The organism is Ectothiorhodospira shaposhnikovii (assembly GCF_016584105.1).
In the GTDB taxonomy this organism is placed as follows: Bacteria; Pseudomonadota; Gammaproteobacteria; order Ectothiorhodospirales; family Ectothiorhodospiraceae; genus Ectothiorhodospira; species Ectothiorhodospira shaposhnikovii.
This window is the reverse complement of the sequence record NZ_NRSM01000028.1, coordinates 1-19,327: the sequence shown is the minus strand read 5'-3', so window position 1 is coordinate 19,327 and position 19,327 is coordinate 1. Positions and strand designations below refer to the sequence as shown.

Annotated in this window: 21 protein-coding genes and 1 pseudogene; 14 read left to right on the top strand and 8 right to left on the bottom strand. The window is 63.3% G+C overall.

What is annotated here, in order from left to right; translation table 11 throughout:
* Nucleotide 1 precedes the first annotated feature (1 nt).
* Nucleotides 2-1,018, top strand: a complete 1,017-nt coding sequence (locus CKO35_RS13930) for a peptidoglycan -binding protein (RefSeq protein WP_200176741.1) — start codon at nucleotides 2-4, stop codon at nucleotides 1,016-1,018.
* A gap of 22 nt (nucleotides 1,019-1,040) precedes the next feature.
* Here the strand turns inward: CKO35_RS13930 and CKO35_RS13925 are convergent, their stop codons facing one another.
* The 4 genes from CKO35_RS13925 to purM are packed head-to-tail and all read right to left on the bottom strand — an operon-like array spanning nucleotide 1,041 to nucleotide 4,938.
* Nucleotides 1,041-2,465, bottom strand: coding sequence for a dihydrolipoyl dehydrogenase family protein (locus CKO35_RS13925; RefSeq protein ID WP_200176740.1), 1,425 nt, complete (start codon nucleotides 2,463-2,465; stop codon nucleotides 1,041-1,043).
* The gene (locus tag CKO35_RS13920; RefSeq protein WP_200176739.1) at nucleotides 2,452-3,174 is read right to left on the bottom strand and encodes a DUF3108 domain-containing protein; all 723 of its coding nucleotides are present in this window, start codon (nucleotides 3,172-3,174) and stop codon (nucleotides 2,452-2,454) included. The genes CKO35_RS13925 and CKO35_RS13920 overlap by 14 nt, the downstream gene beginning before the upstream one ends.
* 28 nt (nucleotides 3,175-3,202) lie before the next feature.
* Nucleotides 3,203-3,883: a phosphoribosylglycinamide formyltransferase gene (purN, locus tag CKO35_RS13915; protein WP_200176738.1), complete on the bottom strand. Its 681-nt coding sequence runs from the start codon at nucleotides 3,881-3,883 to the stop codon at nucleotides 3,203-3,205.
* Nucleotides 3,883-4,938 carry a phosphoribosylformylglycinamidine cyclo-ligase gene (gene purM / locus CKO35_RS13910; RefSeq protein ID WP_200176737.1) on the bottom strand — a complete coding sequence of 352 codons (1,056 nt, stop codon included), beginning with the start codon at nucleotides 4,936-4,938 and terminating at the stop codon, nucleotides 3,883-3,885. The genes purN and purM overlap by 1 nt, the downstream gene beginning before the upstream one ends.
* Nucleotides 4,939-5,233: 295 nt before the next feature.
* On the opposite strand from purM, the gene CKO35_RS13905 reads away from it, so the two are divergent.
* From CKO35_RS13905 to hda, 3 genes are read left to right on the top strand one after another with little or no spacing between them, the layout of a single operon-like run.
* A complete protein-coding gene (locus CKO35_RS13905; RefSeq protein ID WP_200176736.1) occupies nucleotides 5,234-6,208 on the top strand; it encodes a DUF2066 domain-containing protein in 975 nt (324 codons plus the stop codon).
* Nucleotides 6,205-6,762, top strand: coding sequence for a CDP-alcohol phosphatidyltransferase family protein (locus CKO35_RS13900; RefSeq protein WP_200176735.1), 558 nt, complete (start codon nucleotides 6,205-6,207; stop codon nucleotides 6,760-6,762). Before CKO35_RS13905 ends, CKO35_RS13900 begins: the two co-directional genes overlap by 4 nt.
* A gap of 37 nt (nucleotides 6,763-6,799) precedes the next feature.
* Nucleotides 6,800-7,495, top strand: a complete 696-nt coding sequence (gene hda, locus CKO35_RS13895; protein ID WP_200176734.1) for a DnaA regulatory inactivator Hda — start codon at nucleotides 6,800-6,802, stop codon at nucleotides 7,493-7,495.
* Between the two features lie 9 nt (nucleotides 7,496-7,504).
* Here the strand turns inward: hda and CKO35_RS13890 are convergent, their stop codons facing one another.
* Nucleotides 7,505-7,846, bottom strand: coding sequence for a DUF2069 domain-containing protein (locus tag CKO35_RS13890; RefSeq protein WP_200176733.1), 342 nt, complete (start codon nucleotides 7,844-7,846; stop codon nucleotides 7,505-7,507).
* Nucleotides 7,843-8,463, bottom strand: a complete 621-nt coding sequence (gene wrbA / locus CKO35_RS13885; protein ID WP_200176732.1) for an NAD(P)H:quinone oxidoreductase — start codon at nucleotides 8,461-8,463, stop codon at nucleotides 7,843-7,845. The genes CKO35_RS13890 and wrbA overlap by 4 nt, the downstream gene beginning before the upstream one ends.
* 141 nt (nucleotides 8,464-8,604) lie before the next feature.
* On the opposite strand from wrbA, the gene CKO35_RS13880 reads away from it, so the two are divergent.
* From CKO35_RS13880 to CKO35_RS13870, 3 genes are all read left to right on the top strand, one after another.
* Nucleotides 8,605-8,910: a DUF4398 domain-containing protein gene (locus CKO35_RS13880; RefSeq protein WP_338031806.1), complete on the top strand. Its 306-nt coding sequence runs from the start codon at nucleotides 8,605-8,607 to the stop codon at nucleotides 8,908-8,910.
* Between the two features lie 128 nt (nucleotides 8,911-9,038).
* A complete protein-coding gene (locus tag CKO35_RS18050; protein ID WP_338031805.1) occupies nucleotides 9,039-9,626 on the top strand; it encodes a LysM peptidoglycan-binding domain-containing protein in 588 nt (195 codons plus the stop codon).
* Nucleotides 9,627-9,722: 96 nt separating this feature from the next.
* Nucleotides 9,723-10,010: an acylphosphatase gene (locus tag CKO35_RS13870; protein ID WP_200176731.1), complete on the top strand. Its 288-nt coding sequence runs from the start codon at nucleotides 9,723-9,725 to the stop codon at nucleotides 10,008-10,010.
* Between the two features lie 12 nt (nucleotides 10,011-10,022).
* Here the strand turns inward: CKO35_RS13870 and CKO35_RS13865 are convergent, their stop codons facing one another.
* Complete coding sequence (locus CKO35_RS13865) at nucleotides 10,023-10,904, bottom strand: HDOD domain-containing protein (protein ID WP_200176730.1); 882 nt, start codon at nucleotides 10,902-10,904, stop codon at nucleotides 10,023-10,025.
* Nucleotides 10,905-11,038: 134 nt separating this feature from the next.
* Between CKO35_RS13865 and CKO35_RS13860 the strand changes: the two genes are divergently transcribed.
* The 6 genes from CKO35_RS13860 to CKO35_RS18675 all read left to right on the top strand — a co-directional run bounded on the left by CKO35_RS13860 (nucleotide 11,039) and on the right by CKO35_RS18675 (nucleotide 18,857).
* On the top strand, nucleotides 11,039-13,429 hold the full coding sequence (locus CKO35_RS13860) for a DUF1631 domain-containing protein (RefSeq protein ID WP_200176729.1): 2,391 nt from the start codon (nucleotides 11,039-11,041) through the stop codon (nucleotides 13,427-13,429).
* Between the two features lie 99 nt (nucleotides 13,430-13,528).
* A complete protein-coding gene (locus tag CKO35_RS13855; RefSeq protein ID WP_200176728.1) occupies nucleotides 13,529-14,689 on the top strand; it encodes an ABC transporter substrate-binding protein in 1,161 nt (386 codons plus the stop codon).
* A 78-nt stretch (nucleotides 14,690-14,767) separates the two neighbouring features.
* Nucleotides 14,768-15,643 carry a branched-chain amino acid ABC transporter permease gene (locus tag CKO35_RS13850; protein ID WP_200176727.1) on the top strand — a complete coding sequence of 292 codons (876 nt, stop codon included), beginning with the start codon at nucleotides 14,768-14,770 and terminating at the stop codon, nucleotides 15,641-15,643.
* Nucleotides 15,643-16,659, top strand: a complete 1,017-nt coding sequence (locus tag CKO35_RS13845) for a branched-chain amino acid ABC transporter permease (RefSeq protein ID WP_200176726.1) — start codon at nucleotides 15,643-15,645, stop codon at nucleotides 16,657-16,659. Before CKO35_RS13850 ends, CKO35_RS13845 begins: the two co-directional genes overlap by 1 nt.
* A 4-nt stretch (nucleotides 16,660-16,663) precedes the next feature.
* A complete protein-coding gene (locus CKO35_RS13840) occupies nucleotides 16,664-17,473 on the top strand; it encodes an ABC transporter ATP-binding protein (RefSeq protein WP_200176725.1) in 810 nt (269 codons plus the stop codon).
* Between the two features lie 37 nt (nucleotides 17,474-17,510).
* Nucleotides 17,511-18,857 (top strand): ATP-binding cassette domain-containing protein, encoded by a 1,347-nt coding sequence (locus CKO35_RS18675; protein ID WP_008931171.1) that lies wholly within the window; start codon nucleotides 17,511-17,513, stop codon nucleotides 18,855-18,857.
* A 16-nt stretch (nucleotides 18,858-18,873) separates the two neighbouring features.
* Here the strand turns inward: CKO35_RS18675 and CKO35_RS18485 are convergent.
* A pseudogene (locus CKO35_RS18485) lies at nucleotides 18,874-19,059 on the bottom strand (hypothetical protein); the annotation flags it as partial.
* A 79-nt stretch (nucleotides 19,060-19,138) separates the two neighbouring features.
* On the opposite strand from CKO35_RS18485, the gene CKO35_RS13825 reads away from it, so the two are divergent.
* Nucleotides 19,139-19,327 (top strand): transposase (locus CKO35_RS13825; protein ID WP_200173378.1); only part of this gene is annotated, 189 nt, incomplete at its 3' end.

Below are 19,327 nucleotides of genomic sequence, written 5' to 3'. Positions count from 1 at the left end.
CATGCTGCCCTCCAGTCGCCGCCGCAGTCGTGCCTCCCTGGACATCTGGCCCGGGTTCGTGGACGTGCTGGCCACCGTGGTGCTGGTCTTCGTCTTCCTGCTCATGCTGTTTGTGGTGTCCCAGTTCCATCTCTCCGATGTCCTGTTCCAGCGGGACCAGACCGTGGAAACCCTGCACCAGCGCATCGGCGAGCTGTCCCGGACCCTGGCCCTGAAGGAGGCGGACAACGTTCGCCTGGAAGGGCGCATCCACGCCCTCACCGCCACCCTGCAGACCACCTTCGAGGAGCGGGAGGCCGCCCTGCAGGCACAGGATGCGGACCGTCGGCTGTTGATGCAGGTCCAGGAAGACCTGACCCGGGAACGGGTCCTGGGGATGGAAACCCAGACGGACCTGGCACAGTTGCAGTGGCAGCTGGAGCAGGTGCAGCTGCAGCTGACTGCCCTCAACCAGGCCCTGGAGGCGCGGGAGGCGATAATCGTTGCCCAGCGGCTGCAGGTGGAGAACCTGGGGGAGCGCCTGAACCTCGCCCTGGCTGACCGGGTGCAGGAACTGGCCCGGTATCGCTCGGAATTTTTCGGGCGTTTGCGGGAATCGCTGGCGGACGTGGAGGATATCCAGATCGTCGGCGACCGTTTCCGGTTCCAGTCCGAGCTGTTCTTTGCCTCGGGTTCCGCCGATCTGGAGGTGGAAGGCCAGGCGCGGCTGGACCGGGTGGCGGTGCTGGTTCGGGAAATCGAGCAGCGCATCCCCGCGGATATCGACTGGGTGCTGATGGTGGAGGGGCATACGGACCGGCGCCCCATCCGCACCGAGCAGTTTCCGTCAAACTGGCAGCTTTCCACCGCCCGGGCGCAGCGCATCGTGGACTACCTGATCGATCGCGGGGTGGCGCCCCGGCGCCTGGCGGCGGCGGGATACGGGGAATTTCACCCCCTGGACCCGGCGGATACGCCGGCGGCACTGGCCCGCAACCGGCGCATCGAGATGCGCCTGACCAGCGCTCCGGAGCAGTGATCCCAAGCGTGAGGGGAGGGCCTTACGGCCCGAATACCTGGTTGCCCAGCCCCCATTTTCCGGCCAGGGTCTCGGCGGCATTGAGTATCTCTTCCGTCCGCGAGGGGTGATTGAAGGCCCCCCGGGCGATCCAGGCCAGGGCCGTATCCCGGTCCGGGGCCAGGGACAGCAGGTGGATCAATTCTCCGGCCTGGGCACCCAGAATCTCGCCCCCCAGCAGGGCGCCGGTGTCCATGTCCGCGATCAGGCGCACAAAGCCTTCGGTGTCATCCTGGCCCAGGGCGCTGGGGGACGTCGCGAAGGCGGCAAAACCCACCGCCGGTTCGTGTCCGGCGTCTTCCGCCATGGTTTCATCCATCCCCAGGCGGGCCAGTTCCAGGGCGCTGTAGACCACCATGGGCACCCGCAGCGGGTCCAGGTGTCGTGCCTGCCCATCCCGGATGTGGCCGATGACGGCGGTGGCCTCGGCCAAGGCATGATTGGCGGTCATCCATTCACAGGCCACGTCGCCAATGGCGTAGATGTGAGGGACATCGGTTTGCAGCTGCCCGTTGCGGCGGATGAATCCCCGGTCGTCGGTGCGAATCCCGGCCTGCTCCAGCGCCAGTCCCTCGGTATGGGGGCGGCGTCCCGTCCCCAGGCAAACCCAGTCCACGGCGAGGGTCTCATCCCCTGACAGGTGCAGCCGGACGTCGTCTTCGGTCACCGTGATCGCCTCGAATCCGATCCCGCTGCGCAAATGCAGTCCCTGCCGTGCCAGGGCCTGGGTCAGGGCGTCCCGGGCCGGCCGGCTCAGGGGCAGGCGACGCAGCATGGGGGAGCGGGCCAGCCAGGTGACCTGTCTCCCCAACTGACTGAAAATATAGGCAAACTCGGTGGCCACCACGCCGCTGCCGATCACCGCCACCCGCTCGCCCGGTGGCGGCGGAGCGTCGAACAGCATGTCCGTGGTGAGCACCTTGTCGGGGATGGGCTCGAACGGGGCCGGTATCACCGGCTGTCCGCCGGTGGCGATGATGACATGGTCGGCCCGGACCCGGCGGGTCGGCCGGTCGGGGTGCTCCACCGACAGGTGTCGCGGGTCCAGGAAGCGGGCATGGCCGTCGAGCCGGGTCACCTTCAGGTGGTGCAGGTAGTCCAGATAGCGGGTCCGGATGCCGTCGACCACCCGGCGCTGATGCGCCCAGGCCCGGCCCAGGTCCGCCCGCAGTTGCCCATCGAGGCCGCGCCCGGCAAAGTGCGCCTGGGCCGCCATCAGGCGGGCGGTGTGATACCAGTCCTTCTTGGGTACGCAGCCCCGGTTCAGGCAGCATCCACCCCAGTCGGCCTTTTCGATGATGACGACGGACAACCCCCGCAAGGCCCCCAGCACCGCTGCCCGATAGCCGCCGGGTCCGGAGCCGATGACGGCCAGATCACAGTCCAGGACCGGATCAGCGGCTGTCATGCCATTCCACCGACTGGATGGTCAGGACCAGCCGTTCGCCGTCCTCCAGCTGTTCCAGGCGGACCGGCAGATAGTTGAGGCGGGGCGCGAACCAGGTACTGACGGTGGTATCCCGTTCCTCGTTGTAGCGGGTGACCGGGATGGCCTCCACCGCGCCCATGGGGGTGTCGATGGTTTCGGGTTCTCCCACCGTGAATTCGTAGGTCCGGATGCGATTGCGTTCGACGATGGTTTCCGTGAATTCACGCTGTCCGCTCCAGACGTCATGGATCATGGAGAGCTGAAGGGCGAAGCGGTCGATGGCCCGGTCGGGAATGTCCAGCTCGAAGGCCCGGCCATTATGGCTGCCGCCGGCCTTGAGGGCTTCCCAGTCGAAACGGATCTCGGTGCGCCGGTCCCGGCTGGCGCCGGTATGACTGTAGAGGTACTCCTCGCTGCGCAGCCCGGCGGGGGTCAGGCGCAGGATGCTCTGCTCGATGATCTCGTCGTTGCGTACCCAGGACAGCATACCGGTGGGCCTGACCCGGGCCCGGTAGCGCAGGCGCTCTCCTTCCCGGGTGAGGGTGATCCTGGCCACCACCGACAGCCCCATCTTCTGCGCCCGGTATTCCGCCGTATAGGAGGGCGGGACAAAGGGCAGGGTCTGGGCCTGGGTTGCCGGCATGGCCATGCCCAGCAGCAGGACTGCCAGCGTGGTACCGATCAACATCCGGTAAGGTGACCGCCTGCTTCGGGTATCAGCAGGCACTGTCCGCGAGGGTGATCGGGTCCGAAAATTGAAGGGGTGCCTGCAGAGGTTTTTCATCGAGCCATACCTGTCCGTTGCGGAGTGTCAGTCGACCCTGGCAGAACCACTGAATCACTCGGGGATAGGCCCGGTGTTCCTGTTGCTGTACCCGCGCCGCCAGGGTTTGTGGGGTGTCATCGGGCAGCACGGGAACGCTTGCCTGCAGGATGACCGGCCCGCCATCCAGTTCGGTATTGACGAAGTGGATGCTGCAACCATGCAATTGGACACCGGCTTCCAAAGCGCGTTCATGGGTGTGAAGACCCCGGAAATCCGGCAACAGGGAGGGATGGATATTGATCAGGCGCCCCTCATGGTGCCCCACGAATGCCGGGGTGAGCACGCGCATGAAGCCGGCGAGCACCACCAGATCAGGCTGATGCTGGTCGATGGCCGCCATCAGCGCCTGATCGAAGGTGTCCCGGTCGGAGAAGTCCTGGTGATTGATCACCCGGGCCGGGATGCCGGCACGACGGGCCCGTTCCAGCCCGGCCACCTCGGGACGGTTGCTGATCACCCCCCGGATTTCGCCGTGGATATCCCCGTTGGCGACGGCATCGATAAGGGCCTGCAGGTTGGTGCCGGAACCGGAGATGAGGACGACGATCCCAGGTGAAGGACTCTGACGCATCAGCGGGTCAGCTCCACACGGGCTTCGCCTTCACCGGCCTCGATGCTGCCCAGCCGCCAGCTGTCGATACCGGCCTGGCTCATCAGGGCCTCGGTGGCGGCCACGGCGGTTTCCGGCAGCACCAGGATCATGCCCACGCCGCAGTTGAAGGTGCGCAGCATCTCCCGCTCATCAATGCCGCCGGCCTGTTGCAACCACTGGAATACCGGGGGTCTTGGCCAGGCCTGGGGGTCCACTTTGGCCACGGTGCCGGATGACATCACCCGGGGCAGGTTCTCCAGAATGCCCCCGCCGGTGATGTGGGCCAGGGCATGGACGGGCTGTTGCCGCAGCAGCTCAAGCAGGGGTTTGACATAGATGCGGGTGGGGGCCATCAGGGCATCGCCCAGGGTGGTCTCGCCGCAGGGGCTGTCCAGGTCCGCGCCGGTGATCTCCAGCAGGCGCCGGATCAGGGAATAGCCGTTGGAGTGGGGGCCGGAGGAGGCCAGGCCCAGCAGTACGTCACCGGGGCTGACCTGGCTGCCGTCGATGATGCGGGCCTTCTCCACAATGCCCACGGCAAAGCCGGCCAGGTCGTATTCGCCGGGTGCGTACATGCCGGGCATCTCCGCAGTCTCGCCGCCCACCAGGGCGCAGCCGCTCTCGGCGCAGCCGTCGGCGATGCCCTTGACCACATCCGCGGCGGTATCCACATCCAGACTGCCGGTGGCGTAGTAGTCGAGGAAGAACAGGGGTTCGGCGCCCTGGACGATGATGTCGTTCACGCACATGCCCACCAGGTCGATGCCGATGGTGTCGTGGCGGCCCAGCTGCTGGGCCAGCTTGAGCTTGGTGCCCACGCCGTCGGTTCCGGAGACCAGTACCGGTTCCTTGTAATCTGCGATGGGCAGTTCGAACAGGGCGCCGAAACTGCCCAGGCCCGCCATGACACCGGGGCGGCGGGTGCGCTGCGCGTGGGGCTTGATGCGTTCCACCAGGGCGTTGCCCGCGTCGATGTCCACACCGGCATCACGGTAGCTGATGCCCTGGGTGGGAGGAGTCTTTTTCTGGACCATGGAAAGTCTGTCCTTGCGTGGGAGGGATGATGCGATGTTTGGGCTGTCCCCAGAGGGCGTTGATGTTACCAAAGGGTGTACGGGGCAAGCCATCTTCAAGTCAGTCAAGGGAATGGGGAAAACCGCTTTGCCCGCACGCTTGGCTGGGGGGTATTTATGCTATTTTAACCAGTCCAATGCCTGTAGCCCTAGTACCGGACCTATGAGAACACTGGTTTCGTTTCGCTTGATTGCTACGTTGTTCCTGCTGCCGGCCTTGCTGGCCGCTCCCTTGTCTGGGGTTGCGGAGACAGGAATGTCACTGGGTGAAGCCGAGGTCAGGGTAGCTTCCAGGGACCGCCCCGAGCGCATGGAGGGGTTCAGTCAGGCCCTGGCCGAGGTTGTGGTTCGACTGTCGGGGCATCGAGACATTGTCAGTGATCCCCGTGTCGTTTCCCTGCTGGAACAGGCCCCGCGCCATGTGCAGCAATATCGGTACCTTGACGCGCCCGACGAAGGCACCAGCCTGTTGTGGGTTCGTTTCGATGTCCGTGCGGTGGAGCAGCAGCTTCTGGATGCCGGTTTGCCGGTCTGGTCCGGGGAGCGTCCTGCCCTCCTGGTTTGGCTGGGTGTTCAGGACCGGCAGGAACGCAGGCTGATCTCGGCAGGTGACGATCATGACGCCAGAGCCTCGCTGGAAAGCGTTGCCCGTGAGCGTGGAATCACCCTGCTGTTCCCCCTGATGGACCTTGAAGACCAGGGGCGAGTGAGTCTGGTCGATGTGATGGGAGGATTTCATGAGCCCTTGCTGGAAGCATCCCGCCGCTACGGCCCCGGCGGAGTGCTGGTTGTCCGGGTGCAGCCCTCAGGCAGTCGCTGGCAGGCCCGGTTGCAGCTGTTTGGCGGTGACGAGTCCGAGCAGTGGCAGGGCGATGGTGAGACGCAGGCGGACGCCATTGCCGCTGTCATGCATCAGCTGGGTGATTACCTGGGAAGGCGCCTGACTGTCGCGGGTATTCAGCCGGATCGAGGCGGGATCATGGTCAGCGTCACTGGGGTGGAATCCCTGGGGGATTATTTGCGAGTGCAGAGCTACCTTGCCGATATGGCTGCGGTATCCCGTTTGCGTCCCCATGGGGTGAAACCGGATCGTGCGTTGTTTCTGGTTCAGGTGCGTGGCAGTGGGCGTGACCTGGAGCGCGCCGCTCTGCTGGGCTCCACGCTGGTTCCGGATCCCTTGACCACGGCAGTGGATGGGATTGAAACCATCGGCTTCAGGTTGCTGCGGTGAGTTTTCGTCAGTTGCCCAATGTCATCACGTTGCTGCGCATCGTGTTGACTGGGCCCATCATCTGGGCGCTGGCCACCCATCAGTATGTGCTGGTCCTGTGGCTCTTGCTGATCGCTGGCCTGTCGGATGGTCTGGATGGCTGGCTGGTGCGTCGCTACGGGTGGTATACCCGGCTCGGGGGGTACCTGGATCCCCTGGCGGACAAGATTCTCATGGTGGGCACCTATTTCACCGTGGCCTGGACCGGATTGCTTCCCTGGTGGCTGGTTGTGCTGGTGCTGGCGCGTGATGGCGTTATCGTTCTGGGGGCCATGGCTTTCCGTGCGGTGACCCGCAGCCTGGAAATGCAGCCGCTTTTCATCAGCAAGGCCAACACTTTCTTTCAGATCGTGCTGGTGCTGTCGGTGATCATCAACGCCGGTGTGCTGGAACTTCCCGAATGGTATCTGCACGGTATGCTGATGCTGGTGCTTTTCACCACCGTGAGCAGCGGTCTGGCTTATGTCTTTGCCTGGGGCCGCAAGGCTTATCTTCACTGGCGGTCAACCGCATGAAACGGTTTTACCCTCCCGAAGTGGCACCGAGGGGTACATGGCACGTCAGTTGACTCTGGATGTCACCCTCCGTGACGGCACGGATTTCGAAGCCTTTCACCCAGGGAGAGAGGCCCTGGTGCCCGAGGCGGTGAGGGGGTTGGCCCGTGGTACGGGAGAACGTCAGCTGTATCTTTTCGGTGAATCCGGCGCGGGCAAGACCCACCTGCTGCACGCGGCGTGTCATGATGTGGCGGAATGGGGTGGTCGCGTGGCCTACCTGCCCATGGCCATCACCGCAAGGGCCGGGTGTGATCTGCTTGAAGGCTGGCAGGCGGTGGATTTGGTGGCGCTGGATGACCTGGACCGGATGCCATGGGAGCCTGACCTGGAGCAGGCACTTTTCAACCTGATCAACAGCGTGCGTGATTCGGGTGGGCGTTTGCTGATGGCATCACGCACCGCGCCTCAATTCTTGCCCGTGGTGTTGCCGGATCTGCGTTCACGCCTGTTGTGGGGACCGGTCTTCCAGCTGCGTGTACTGGCGGACGCGCACAAATGCGAGGCATTGATGGCGCGGGCCTTGAGGCGGGGTTTCGAGTTGACTCCGGAGGTCTGTGATTATCTTCTTCGCCATTATCGCCGGGACCTGCCTTCCCTGATTGCGTTGCTGGATCAGCTGGACAGGGAGTCCCTTGCCACCCGGCGTCGGGTGACGGTGCGGTTTGTCAAGCAATTTCTTGACGAACTCTGAGCGGAGCCATCAGCGTTGTTTGGTCGCTTGCGCAAACCCGACGCATCCGGTGAACAGGGCCAGACTTAGCAGGACCATGAGGACTCCGTACAGCCGCTGCTCGCCGGCGGCTGCCAGTGAGCAGCCGATCAGAACATAGGGCAGACTCAGCAGGCTCGTCCATATGTGGGTCCGAGGACGGGCGTGGAGCAGCCCCCGCAGGGGCAGCAGCAGCGGTCCCAGCAGCAGCGCCAGAAGGATCGCCCGGGGGAATTGTTCCGGCGGAGCGATCCAGAGCGTCCAGACGAAGATCAGGCCGAACAGCCCCAGAAGACCGGCCAGGGATAGTCGGTTATACCCTTTTCCCTTCATTCCTTGATCCCCCGCACGAGAGCCAGGGCTGTTCGCGCCAGGCGCCGACCCAGGGCGTGGCAAAGGGTCCGCTCATGGTCCGTCAGCGGGTTGTTGCCCTGGGTACCGGCCACATGGCTGGCGCCATAGGGGGTGCCGCCCGAGGTGGTTTCGCTGAGGGCCGGTTCCGTGTAAGGGATGCCGGTGATCAGCATGCCGTGATGGAGCAGCGGGATGATCATACTGAGCAGTGTGGTCTCCTGCCCGCCGTGCTGGGTGCCGGTGGAGGTGAACACGCCCGCGGGCTTGCCCGCCAGTGCGCCCGCGAGCCACAGGCCGCTGCTCTGGTCCAGAAAGTACTTCAGGGGGGCGGCCATGTTGCCGAAGCGGGTGGGGGAGCCCAGCGCCAGGCCCTGGCACTCCCTCAAGTCCTCCAGAGTGGCGTAGGGGGGGCCATCGGCGGGGATGTCCGCGGCCACGGCTTCGCAGGTGGCGGATACGGGTGGTACGGTACGCACGCGGGCGCTGCAGTGCTTCACTTCCTCGATCCCCCTGGCCACGTGGCGCGCCATCCGGGCGGTGGCGCCGGATCGGCTGTAATACAACACCAGGATCTCGATGTCGGACGTCTGACTCATGGGTGATATCTCCTGGTTGGCGGGGCGGGTTAATTTTAATGAAATTACAACAGGTTTAGGGTGTAGGTAGTTGTTGTCTTGACGTTTTTTAGGGGGGGTGTTAGTGTCAATCACATGCCCACGCGAGTATGTACCAGCGTCGTGTCCAACAGACCCCGCCATCGCCCCTTGTTACGGCGCCTGCTCATGGCAGTATACGTGACGATCCTGTTTGCGGGATGTGCCACCATGGCGCCGGTGCAGGAAATGAGTGATGCCCGGCAAGCCCTGCGCGCGGCCGAGGAGGTGGGTGCTCCCGAGCGGATGCCCGAAATCTACGAACGTTCCCGTCAGTTGCTGGAGCAGGCCGAGAGCAGTCTTTCCGCCGGTGAATTCCATACGGCCCGCCGCAAGGCCAAAGAGGCCAGGGAGTTGGCCATCGAGGCGCGTATTCAGTCCGCTGAATGATGTTCGTGGCGTGGGCATGGCGTGTTTTCATGTTCCCCATTCGCCATGTCTCCATTGATCGTATAAAATCAGCATAAAGGCCCTGAATGGGCCCACCTCCCGCACAGGTCTCAAATGGAGCTCTAGCCGTGAATACAAAAAAGAAAATGATCTTTCTGGCCGGCCTTGCCTCGGCGGCTCTTATGGCGGGCTGCGCCAACGTATCGGAGGTTCCCGTCGGAACTGCCTATGTGGTTGACGGCAGTGGGGCCTACGCACGTAGCGCCGCATCCGGAGAATGCGTTCGCACCGGATACTGGAGTCGAGAGACTGCCAATGAAATCTGCGATCCCGACCTGTTCGCCCGCGCCCCTGAGCCGGCTCCGGCGCCCGCGCCCGCTCCGGCACCCGCTCCGGCACCCGCGCCAGCAGCGGAACCTGCCTACATGACGTATGAAGTGGTCCGTGGCGACAGCCTCTGGAAGATCTCCGGTCGCAGTTCCGTCTACGGCAATCCCTATCAGTGGCCGCTGATCTACCGGGCCAATGTGGACCAGATCCGTGATGCGGACCTGATCTTCCCCGGACAGCGCCTCAAGATTGAACTCCGTCCCTCCAGTGCCGACGTGGATGCTGCCGTGCATCATGCCCGCACCCGCGGTGCTTGGGCGGTTGGTCCCGTTGAACGCTCCGATCTGCGTTATCTTGATCAGTACGGTCTCGCCCCCAAGCGCTGATCATGTTGCGCTGATGTACTGCTAGTATTGAAAGGGCCCGCTTGCGCGGGCCCTTTCTCGCTTTAAGGGCTCAATAAAATCAGAGGGGTTACTTGCTTGTCAGCCAACCAGGATGATGAAGTGGCCTGCCGTTGCTGGGTGTCCGGCAAGGTGCAGGGTGTCTATTTTCGGGTGTCCACGCAGCATCAGGCGCTATCGATGGGGTTGCGAGGATATGCCCTGAATCTGCCCGACGGCCGTGTGGAGGTGGTGATTGCCGGTCCTGAAGATCAGGTGGCTCGTCTCGTTGCCTGGCTTCATGAGGGGCCACCCAAGGCCAGTGTCGAGCAGGTTCTTTGCGAAGACTTCGTCGGAGAGGTCGAGGAAGGCTTTGCCGTCCGCTGAGCGGGAATATTACTACTGCCTGGCCTGGGGGATCAGCACGCTGAGTGTTTCAGTGAATCTCCGGTTCGCGCTGTCGCAGCAACTCTCCGCGCCTTGGCTGCTCAGTCCAAGCCGGTCCCATACCTCTGAGGGAATCGTTGATTCCCTCGGGCCGAATTCACTGAAGCAGCCTTGATCGGTCCGGTTGCTCAGCGAATCTGCCAGATAGACCAGCGTGGCTTCCAGCCCGGCCTGTAATGCCATTTCGGGGCGATGGTGTAGCCTGATGGCGGTCTGCAATGATGGTGGCAGGCCCCATCTGCCCAATAGTTCTCCTCCCGCATCGGCGTGGTCAAAACCGAGTATCTCACGCTCAAGGCTTGCCAGAAGCGGTTCCTGACCTCGGGTGGCAAGCAATGCGTCCCTGAGTTGATCGGGATAGCGGTGGTACAGGATCAGGCTGCCGACATCGTGGAGCAATCCTGCGACGAACAGGCGTTCGGGGTGCAACACGTTGCAGCGCTGGGCCAGATCCTGGGCAATGAGCGCGGTGAATACGCTATGCCGCCAGAATACGGCCATGTTCACAAGTTCACAGGGAAGACGGGAGAAAGAATGCGTGGCCGTGATCGCCAGCGCCAGGTTGTATAGCGCGCGAGTGCCGATGATGGAGATGGCGCGGCTGACGGTATCCACTCGATGGGGCAGGCCGTACAGGGCGGAATTCGCCAGGCGCAGGATCTGGGCGCTCAGGTTCGGATCCTGCGATACGATGGTTGCCAGCGAGTTGGCGGAGCTGCCCGGTGTGTCAAGGGCGAATCGCAGGCGAATGATGATCTCGGGAGGGGATGCCAGCCCGGAAACGTCCTTCAGCACGTCATCCAGGTTGCACCGCCCGTCGGAAAGATTATCCATGTTGCTGATCACCCGGTGAATTTTTGAAGTGTGTACTGGTCTTAAAGTCCTAATATGGACTATAAGGCTTGCATGTCAACAGTTGCTAATCGGCCCCGCCCGGCCGGCACGAACCGCCCGCCCAGGTGTTCGCCATGAATGAAAAAGCCCAAGAGAATGTGATTGCCTTCAATCCCGCTGAACGCAGGGCTGGTCTGCAGCCCTCGCCGTTCCAGATTCTTGGGCACTGCCGCAATCTGGCCTCGCGTCATGTGGATCCCTTGCTGAAGGAAATGCTGGATAACGCCGATGACGCCTTGTTCCGGTTGGCCGAAAAGGCAGAGGACAACCGATCCCAGACCGCGTTTTTCGATGCCATGAGAGCGCTGCGTCGGCAGCGTTCAACCATGGAAAGCGAGTATGTCACACAGATCGCCCGCGTGTTTGAGGCCTGCATGCGCCCTGTTCCGGGGGGGCGAAAGCTGGATGTGGTTCCCGCGGATGAACTGTCCCTGGTGGCTTCGGATGACCTGGAGGAGGATCTGGCCATCGATGGCATGGTGGCCAAGTCGCGCCGTCTTGTTGAATCCGATCTCTATGCGTTACGCCGGCGTCTGGGTTCGGTCATGGATCGCCCCAACCTCATGGAGGATGACAATCCCCTTGATCCCAGGGCTTTCTGCAAAGCCTTTCGCGATGCCATGCAAGTCCTTGATGTGGATATCAGGATTCGGCTGATCATCTACAAGCTGTTTGATCAGTATGTGGTGAGTCAACTGGCCTCCCTTTATCAGGACGTGAACCGCTATCTGCAGGAAATGCGGGTATTGCCGGACTTGCAACCTGAACATCGCCATGATGTCCCCGGTTTACGCAAGGATGGGCGCGGTGTGAGGAGCGCTGCGGGGCAGGGTGAGTCGGTGCAGGACCAGGATCATTCCGGTGGTAATGCCCCGGAGCATATGGAGGATGGCGATCTCCAGCATATTCTGGAGGCGCTTGCCCGGGGCCGGTTCAATCCCCCGGGGGAGGCCGGTGGTGCGTTTCAGGGCAGAAGCTCAGGGACGTCGGGCGCGTTTAACAGAACCGCAGATGCGGGCAGTCTGCTTTCCGCCTTGTCTTCCATTTCCTTGAGTCAGCTTGCGCCCACTGGAAACAGCATTTCAGGCGACGATCTCAAGGGAGCGATGATGGCCGCCCTCAACCCTGGCGGGAGTCAGGCGATGGTTATCAATGGCGCGGATGAGTCAGCCATTGATGTCGTTTCAATGCTCTTCGAATTCATTTTCGATGACCCTGCTCTGCCGGCGCCCATCAAGGAATTGATCGGGCGCCTTCAGATTCCCCTTCTGAAGGTTGCGATCCTCGACAAGACCTTTTTCAGTCGGAAACGGCATCCTGCCCGACGTCTGCTGAGCGAATTGTCCCGGGCTGGCCTGGGATGGTCTGAGTCCAGTGACGAGGAAGACGGCCTGCGCGCCAAGATCGAATCACTGGTGGAGCGCCTGCTGGATGATTTCGATGATGACGTGGGATTATTCGACGAGGTTCTGGCGGATTTCCAGTCATTTTGTGAGGCGCTGGCGGTGCGTGCCCGGCAAAGGGAGGAGGAGGTTGCCCAGGTTGTTCAGGGGCGTGAGCAGCTTCTGGTGGCCAAGGCCGTGGCCGCTGAGGCGATTGACCATGTGGTGGCTGATCAGAAGTCGCTGCCCGTACCTGTCCGCCGATTGCTGGAAGGTACCTGGAAAGAACTGCTGGTACTGATCTATCTCAAGCATGGTGAGCATGGCCCGCTATGGCAGAAGGCATTGAATGTGGCCTCTCTGCTGGTCTGGAGCCTCATCCCCAAGCAGGGGCAGGAAGAACGGGACCAGTTGACCAGTCTCCTGCCATCCCTGCTCAAATCACTGCAGGAGGGTATGAACAGGATGTCCATGCCCCAGGCGGAGCAACGGGAGGTGTTGCAATCGCTGGCGGCTGAGCATGCCCGCATGGTCAAGGCGCCTGTTGCCGTGGAGTCTCCAACAGTGGCTGACAAGCCCATCCTGGGGGATGAGGTGACCACCACGGCTGATTCCACTGTCAGCACGTCCGTCCCTGTTGCCGGTGAGAATCCTCCGATGCCTGATGCTTCCACTCCCAAGGACGGTCGCGGTTTCATGGCTCGCAAGGTGGCGGAGATCAATCAACTCATCGCCGAGGGACGCTTCCAGGTACTCCCTCCGGAGTCCTCGCCCGATGGGGTGCCGGATGCCCATTTGGAAGACCTGCACCTGCTTGCGGCCAGGGAACTCAGGGAGGGCACCTGGCTGGAAGTGGATGACGAAGAGTTGAACAAGGTAAGGCGCATGAAGCTTTCCTGGAAGAGCCTGATCACCGGCAAGTATTTCTTCGTCAATCAGCAGGGACTCAAGGTTCGGGAAATGACGGTAGAGGTTCTGGCAGCGGAATTTCGGGCCGGACGTGTCCGCGTCATCGAAGATGTGCCGGTGTTTGACCGGGCCATCAGCCGGCTGATGGCGAACCTGGAGCAGCCCGCAGGGTGATCTGCTGCCCCTGAGCACTGGTCGTCGGTAGCGCCCCCGGCGCTATTGTGGTTTTATAGGCGGGTTTTTCCCCTCGCAACCACAAGGGTGTCCGGAATCATGGTGACCAAGAACCGTTCTCCGTACCGCGCCGTACTGCTGATCCTCCTGCTGATCTGCGGAATGGTGGCCCCCGCGATGGCCGCCGAACCGATCCGGATCGGCGCCCTGGTGTCCGCCACCGGGCCGGCCTCCTTTCTGGGGGACCCCGAGCTCAAGACCCTGGAAATGTATGTGGAGCGCATCAACGCGTCGGGCGGCGTGATCGGCAGGCCCCTGCGTCTGTTTCACTATGATGATGGTGGCAATGCCAACGAGGCCCGTAACTTCGCCAATCGCCTGTTGCGTTCCGACCGGGTGGACCTGGTCATCGGCGGCAGTACCACCGGCACCACCATGGCCGCCGTGCCCTTGGTGGAACGGGCCGGCCGTCCCATGATTTCCATGGCCGGTGCCCTGGTGATCACCGATCCGGTCCGTCCCTGGGTCTTCAAGACCCCGCAGTCCGACCGCATGGCCGCAGAACGGGTACTGGCCGATATGCAGTCCCGCGGCATCACCGGTATCGGCCTCATTTCGGGCACCGACGGTTTCGGTCGTTCCGGCCGGGAGCAGACCCTGGCGGTGGCCGCCGATTTCGGCATCCAGGTGTTGGCGGATCAGACCTACGGTCCCCAGGATACGGACATGACCGCCCAGCTGACCCGGATCCGTAACACCCCGGGTGTGCAGGCCGTATTCAACTTCGGTTTCGGTCAGGGGCCCGCCATCGTCACCCGCAACTATGCCCATCTGGGGATCGAGTTGCCCTTCTATCAGTCCCACGGCGTTGCCTCCGACCGCTTCCTGGATCTGGCCGGTTCCGCCGCCGAAGGGGTGCGCCTACCGGCCTCCGCCCTGCTGGTCCCTGACGCCCTGCCCGATGATGATCCGCAAAAGCAGGTGGTGCAGGATTACAAGGCCGCCTACGAGGCCCGATGGAACGTGTCGGTTTCCACTTTCGGCGGCTATGCCTACGACGCCCTGATGCTGGCGGTGGCCGCCATCGAGGCCGCCGGTTCCACCGAGCCCGAGGCAGTCCGTTCCGCCCTGGAGCAGATCCAGGGCCATGTGGGGGTCACCGGCATATTCAACATGTCACCGGATGACCACAACGGCCTGGCGCCCGAGTCCTTCCGCCTGCTGGAAGTCCGTGACGGACAGTGGGTACTGGTTGACTGATCATCCAGGGAGGGGCGGACGCGTGCCGTCCCTCCCCGTGACTCACTTTCCCGATACAACATCCACTCTGGTTCATTCATGTTTGCCGAGTTTCTCCAGTACCTCTTTTCGGGCGTCACCATCGGCGCCACCTATGCCCTGGTGGCCCTGGGGTTCACCCTGGTCTACAACGCCAGCCACGTGATCAATTTCGCCCAGGGTGAGTTCCTCATGATCGGCGGCATGTCCACGGTCTCGCTGCTGGCCATGGGGGTACCCCTGCCGCTGGCCATCGCCATGGCCGTGGCCCTGGCGGCCGTGCTGGGGGTGGCGCTGCACAAACTGGCCATCGCCCCCGCCCGCAAGGCGGACGTGATCACCCTGATCATCATCACCATCGGGGCTTCCATCTTCCTGCGCGGGCTGGCGCAGATCATCTGGGGCAAGGAGTTCCATGCCATGCCCAGCTTCAGCGCCACGGAGTCGGTGAACGTGCTGGGCGCCGTCATGTACACCCAGAGCCTGTGGGTGCTGGCGGTGGCCGGTGTCCTGGTCCTGCTGCTGGCCCTGTTCTTTACCCGTACCCTGATGGGCAAGGCCATCCTGGCCACCTCCATGAACCCCGGGGCGGCCCGCCTGATGGGGATCCGCACCCAGTTCGTGCTCATGCTGGCCTTCATGCTGGCGGCGGTCCTAGGGGCCATGGCCGGGATCATGGTGGCTCCCGTCACCCTGACCGCCTATGACATCGGCATCATGCTGGGTCTCAAGGGTTTCGTGGCCGCGGCCATCGGCGGCATGGGCAGCGGGGTGGGGGCCGTGGTGGGCGGCTTGCTGCTGGGCATCGCCGAGGCCATGACAGCGGGCTACATCTCTTCCGACTACAAGGATGCGGTGGCCTTCCTGCTGATCCTGGTGATCCTGTTCTTCATGCCCCGCGGTCTGTTCGGTGCTCGTGTGGCGGAGCGTGTCTGATGGCGTTGCGATTGCCTGAACGCGTGCCGGGCCTGCCGGTGCTGGCCCTGGTGCTGTTGCTGTTGCCCCTGTTTTTGGGTAACGAGTTTCACCTGGACATCGCCACCCAGATCGCCCTGATCGCTGCCACCGTGGTGGGCCTGAACCTGCTGGTGGGCTACGGCGGCCAGGTGAGCCTGGGTCATGCGGCCTTCTTCGGCATGGGGGCCTATGCCAGTGCCATCCTCACTGGTACCTATGGCTGGACTTCGATCCCGGCGCTGCTTTGCGGCGCACTGCTGGTGGCGGTCCTGGCCTGGACCCTGGGACGTCCCATCCTGAGGCTCAAGGGACACTATCTGTCCATGGCCACCCTGGGCATGGGCATCATCATCGCCATCGTCATCAACAACGAGGGCTGGCTCACCGGCGGACCCGACGGCCTGGCGGTGGAGCCTCTCACGGTGCTGGGTGCCGAACTGAGCATTTTCGATCATTACTCCCTGCTGGGTCTGGAAGTCTCCGGGGCGATGCTCTGGTACGGTCTGGCGGCCCTGTTGCTGCTGCTGGCGGTCTGGATCGCCCAGAACCTGGTGGATTCACCCATCGGGCGGGCCCTGCGGGCAGTGCACGGTTCCGAGGTGGCGGCCCGGGTGGTGGGGGTGGATACTTCCCATTACAAGCTGCTGATTTTCGTGATCTCCGCGGTCTATGCCAGTGTCATGGGCAGTTTCTACGCCCATTACACCGGTTTCATCACCCCCCAGGTGGCGTCCTTCGAGCACTCCATTGAACTTATCACCATGGTGGTGTTGGGGGGCATGGCCTCCACCTACGGCGTCATCCTGGGCGCAGTGCTGCTGATGCTGCTGCCCCAGTTGCTGACGGATTTCCAGGACTACGAGATGATGATGTTCGGCCTGATCCTGATGCTGACCATGATCTTCATGCCCAAGGGGCTGTTGCCCACCCTGAGCGAGGCCGTCAGGCGTCTGCGACCGCGGCCGGCCACCACCCCGGCGTCCGGGCAGGAGTAGGGGCATGAATCAGAACGTGCAACAGACCGAAACGTCCCGTGACGACACCGCCCGGCTGACCCCTCTGCTGGAAGTCCGGGGCCTTGGCAAGGCCTTTGGCGGCGTCCATGCGGTGGATGACCTGAGCTTCCGGATCCTGCCAGGAGAAGTCTATGCGGTGATCGGACCCAACGGGGCCGGCAAGACCACCCTGTTCAATCTCATCACCGGCCTGTACCAGCCTGATCAGGGGGAAATTTCCCTTAAAGGTGAAGCGGTGCAGGGACTGCCGCCGGAGCGCCTGGCGCGGCTGGGCATGTCCCGGACCTTCCAGAACCTGCAGATTTGCATGAACATGACCGCCCTGGAAAACGTCATGCTGGGCCGGCATCTGCATCTCAAGCGCAATTTCCTGGCGGCCCTGCTGCGTTGGCCCAGTCTGCGGGCCAGTGAGCGGACCTGCCGGGCGCAGGCGGAGGAGCTGATCCGGTTCGTCGGCTGCGGCGACTATGTGGATGCCGATGCCGCCGCCATGCCCTACGGTGCCCTCAAGCGCCTGGAGATCGCCCGCGCCCTGGCCACCCAGCCCTCCATCCTGCTGCTGGACGAACCGGCGGCGGGGCTGAACTCCACCGAGACCGCCGCCCTGGAGCAACTTATCCGCAAGGTGGCGGCCGGCGGCATCACCGTGGTCCTGGTGGAGCACGACATGAAACTGGTGATGTCGATTTCCGACCGGGTGCTGGTGCTGGACTACGGCCGCAAGCTGGCCGAGGGCACGCCCCGGGAAATCCGCGACAACCCGGACGTGATCGCCGCCTACCTGGGCGGCTAGTCCCGACCACGTACTCTTCATTGCCAGCCGGAATCCCATGACCGAGCATCGCCACGATCCCCGCGAACAGGCCGTCCACATCATCACCCGGGAACATCTGAACCTGTGGCGCATCATCCTGTTGCTGGAGCGTCTGCAAAAGGATATCGATGATGAGGCCCAGGCCCCGGACGAGGTCCTGATCAACGCCATTCTGGACTATTTCGAGCACTTCTCCGAACGGGTGCAGAGTCGCCCCAATGAGATCCTGCTGTTCCAGTGCCTGCGGGCACGGGCCCCCGAGGGCATTCCCGCGCTGGACGAGCTGGAACAGGACTACCTCACCGCCCATGACGCCCTGCAGCGGCTGCGCACCCTGTTGCACGAGAGCCTGGACGATTGGCCGCGGGGCAGGGAGCCCTTCATCCAGGCCATGTTCCGGTTCACCCAGACACTGCGTCGCCACGTTCTGCAGGAGGAACGGGTGCTCATCCCCCAGGCCCGGGCACTGCTGGACGAGTCGGACTGGGAGCGGATCGCCCAGGCCAAGGATCAGTACGACGATCCGCTGTTTGGCGAGCGGGTGCGGGAGGAGTTCAAGGAGCTGCGCCACCGCATCATCAACATGGCCCCCGAGCACGTGGGCGGGCTGGGCATTGATCACCCCCGGCGTCTGGACCCGGCACCGGCCCGGGAGGCCCTGCTGGAGGTGCGGGGCCTGGTCACCTCCTATGGTCGCATCGAGGTGCTGCATGAAGTGGACCTGACCATTTGCCGGGGCGAGATCGTCTCCCTGGTGGGGGCCAACGGCGCGGGCAAGAGCACCCTGCTCATGACCCTGTCCGGTCTGCAGCCGGTGGACCGGGGCGGACTGACCTACGCCGGGGCGGACCTGACCCGCCTGCCGGCCCATCGGCGGGTGGCCATGGGCATCGTGCAGGTGCCCGAGGGGCGGCAGGTGTTCCGGGATCTGAGCGTGCACGACAACCTGCGCCTGGGGGCTTTCACCCGCAAGGGCGGGGCGGAGGTGAACGAGGATCTGGAGCGGATCTACAACCGCTTCCCCATCCTGCGGCAGAAACGCCATCAGCTGGCGGGGATGCTCTCCGGCGGGCAGCAGCAGATGCTGGCCATGGGGCGGGCCCTGATGGCCCGGCCCCGGCTGCTGCTGCTGGACGAGCCCAGCATGGGGCTGGCGCCCCTGATCGTGGAAGAGATCTTCGACATCATCCGCGAGCTCAACGGCGAAGGGATCACCGTATTCCTGGTGGAGCAGAATGCCTCCCAGGCCCTGGCCATCTCCGACCGGGCCTATGTCCTGGAAGCGGGCAGGGTGGTGCTGGAAGGCGCCGGCCGCGACCTGCTGGAGGACGACAAGGTCAAGGCGGCGTATCTGGGCATCTGATGTCTGCCGGGAGGGATCAGGCCGCGTCTTGCATGGCTGCAAGTTCATAAAGACGTGCAGGTGACAGCTCAAGGCCATGAGGCCAGCACAGGGCTCCCGCATCGATGAAGGCTTTTTCTGCAAATCCAGGATCATGCAGTGGCTTGAGCAGGCTGCCTGAGTGTTTGCTCAGATAATCCTGTAAATCAAAAACGCCCTGTCTTGAATCAGAGAAAAATGAAGTGGTCCAATTGTAGCGGACACCCCGTTAAGCCCTCGTAGGCTATGCATTGGAGGTGTTCATGAGCAAGAAGGCACGACGTCGATACACGGCGGAATTCAAGGCTGAGGCAGTGGCGTTGGTTGAGCGCCAGGGGTATGGGGTGGCCGAAGCTGCCCGGTCTCTGGGAATCAATCGCAGCCTGTTGGATCGGTGGTTGCGCAAGGAACGTGAGCGGCAATCTCCCCAGCATGACCAACAGGAGGACCAG